2 protein-coding genes are annotated in these 2,545 nt (G+C 57.8%); one reads left to right on the forward strand and one right to left on the reverse strand.

Annotated elements, in window-relative coordinates:
• Nucleotides 1–388: 388 nt before the first annotated feature.
• Complete coding sequence (locus LCF60_RS24430) at nucleotides 389–1,627, forward strand: hypothetical protein (protein ID WP_292295121.1); 1,239 nt, start codon at nucleotides 389–391, stop codon at nucleotides 1,625–1,627.
• An 84-nt stretch (nucleotides 1,628–1,711) separates the two neighbouring features.
• On the opposite strand, the gene LCF60_RS24435 is transcribed toward LCF60_RS24430, so the two are convergent.
• A complete protein-coding gene (locus tag LCF60_RS24435; protein WP_292295122.1) occupies nucleotides 1,712–1,876 on the reverse strand; it encodes a hypothetical protein in 165 nt (54 codons plus the stop codon).
• Between the last annotated feature and the right edge of the window lie 669 nt (nucleotides 1,877–2,545).

Genomic DNA, 2,545 nt, shown 5'->3' on the forward strand with positions numbered 1-2,545 from the left:
TATACTCCAAAAATATACCGTAAAATTATACCGACGCGCTGTAGAGTGCAAGCTCCATGAAACGGGTGCCGGACCGACCAACTAGATTGTCCGACCTTTCCCAAGGGGGCCATCCATGCAGGGCAGGGGGGTGCAGCGGGGGAAGCCACGTTGCACAGGGTACAGCTTTATCTTGATGTCGCGTCGGCCTTCGCTTTACGGGCGCTCGCTGGGGCGAGACGCCCTACTCAGTCAGCCGCGCCATCCCAGATCTTTGGTTTGCGAAACAACGTGGTTTTCCAAGACCATGGTCGATCCGGTGCGTGGATGCAGCGTGTTGCCCGTGGGCCTTCGGATCGGATCTAGCACAGGGCTTGCAATCGTGCCGGCGGTCGGCTGAATGGCCCGCATGCACAAAGACTTTCCATTGGTTTTCCACGATCCCGATTATGCCGGTCTGATCGATCCCGATGCGTTGCGTTTGGCCTACGCGTTCGGGTCGGCAGGCAAACAGAGACGTTTGCAGGGTCGTTTGGTGGCAGAGCCCCGGATCGATCTGGAGGATTACCAGTTCCGGGCGGTGTTCGATTGGATCGAGATCGGGATGGGGACCGGGAAGGAACTGGCGGCGGTGAACTTCCAAAGGTCGCTGATGGCGCGGAACAAGATCCACAAGGGGTTTCGCAGTTGCTATGTCTGGGGCCCGCATGGCGAGACGTCTTATCGCGGGCAGTATTTCCGCGTCAGGATGCAGGAACCGCAGCCAGAAGGGCTCGTGGCGTTGCTGCGGGCGTTTCTGAAGGAGTTGGGGCGGCGCGGTGAAGATTTGCGGGACATGCCCCTTGTCGGGTTGGAGATGTCCGTGGATGCCTACCCGGTGGCCAGGTCCGGAATGACGGACGGGGATCTTGCGCTTGCCCGAATGCGGATGACGGAGTTGATGCGCAAGCATCTCCAGTTTCACGCGCTGTTCCGGGACGGTCGCCGCCAGCCCAGGTTCAAGTTTGAGCGAAAAAGCCTGACCGAAAATGTGTTTCGACCCGAATGGGCGTGGATGACGTCTCGAAGGGATCTTCGGGCCTCGGGATTGTCCAAAGAGGATTTCGCGGCAAGCTTTGCGCGGTTTTATCAGCAACCCTTCATCGACAGTACGTTTTATTATGGTGACAGGAAAGAGCAGCTGCATTTCAGGTCGATGGACAAGATCACCGACAGGCGCAAAGGGATGGTTGCCGAGGATCTGGATGTGAAGGACAGGCGATCCCGTCTGGAGTTCACGGTTATGGATAAAGTGGCCGGGGATGGTACGGGACCGGAAGCGATCGGTTTCGGGACGATGGAGGATCTGCTGATGCGGGGGCTGGCCGGGACGGGTCGGTTGCTGTCGTTTGCCCTGCCGACTTTTAGTGAGGCTGCAAAGGGGGAGCCCGATGCAGAGGAGTGGGCCGTGTTCTGCAAATCCGGGGTGGCGGGCCTGGCGCACAAGCTTGATGTCGAGGATCGGTTGAAGGCAGATCCGGACGTGCGGCATGCAATGGCGCGGCGTGTGATGGATACGTCGGGCAAATGTCTGAAGTACAGTAGGTTGAACAGGCGGGTTGGGCGGGCGATTGAACGCTTGGAGAAGCGGTGGCAGGCGGCCTTGTAGGGCAGGGGCGCTAGGAGCGGCATGTGCTTGAGGTCGGGAAGGCGGTTTGGAGCCTAGGTCGCAGTGTTTCAGGCAGAGCCTGATTTACAGTGCCGCTTCGCGGGAAAGAGATTTGGGTTTGTTGGTTTGGTTGTGGGGGTTCCTTTTCCAGTTCTTAGAGAGCTTTGCAGGTCCTTTGGTGGGGGCGTTGGACAGCTCTGGTGCATCGGCCAGTATAACAGGATTTTCGGCGCAGATCTCAGAGGCCATCTGCAGATGGCGCAAGAGGTCGCTTGGGGGTTCAAAAACTGTAGTTCTGGCGGCGTTGCAACCTGTGCAATGCGCTGTCGGCTTTGAGTATTTTATACGCTGTGACGTATACTGGAATTATATGCGCTATACCGTATATCGGGGCGATTAACGATATCGCCGCACGCCAAGACAGATCGGGACCCTCATCCAGCGCGCACGCAAGAAGCGGAACTGCAAGCTTGTCGATTTCCACCCGTTCGAGGCCGGACATGATCAACTTGCGCGTTTCGTGTACTGCGCACCGCAAAGATTCGCTCGACCAACAGAGCCGCGACGGGCACCAAGTGAAAGCTGCCATGCCGACCCAATGGGTCAGGCTAGAGCGGTGATGTGATGCCCGAACGGGCCATATGTTTAGCTCTGAGCGAAGCTCTCAGCCTATAGCTAGATTGTTGCCATATTTGCGCCAATGTCGATTGTTACCGCTGTCTTCTGAAGCGTTTTGCACGATGGAGCCAAAAATGACCGCAGCACCCGATCCCATGTCCGCCAACGGCAAGACTCTTTTAGCCGGCCCCGGCCGTGCTCCCAACCCGACAACAATCACGATCTCGAGCGTCGCCAAGACGCACGGTACTGGCCCGTTCAAACAGTTCCGTGAGATCATCATGCAGAGTCGCGGCGCAA

The organism is Marivita sp., assembly GCF_020055635.1.
Lineage (GTDB): Bacteria > Pseudomonadota > Alphaproteobacteria > Rhodobacterales > Rhodobacteraceae > Marivita.

What these genes read in the sequence shown, in the direction of transcription:
- LCF60_RS24435 (WP_292295122.1), bottom strand. Translation starts at nt 1,876, where the DNA reads ATGGCCTCTGAGATCTGCGCCGAAAATCCTGTTATACTGGCCGATGCA.
- LCF60_RS24430 (WP_292295121.1), top strand. Translation starts at nt 389, where the DNA reads ATGCACAAAGACTTTCCATTGGTTTTCCACGATCCCGATTATGCCGGT.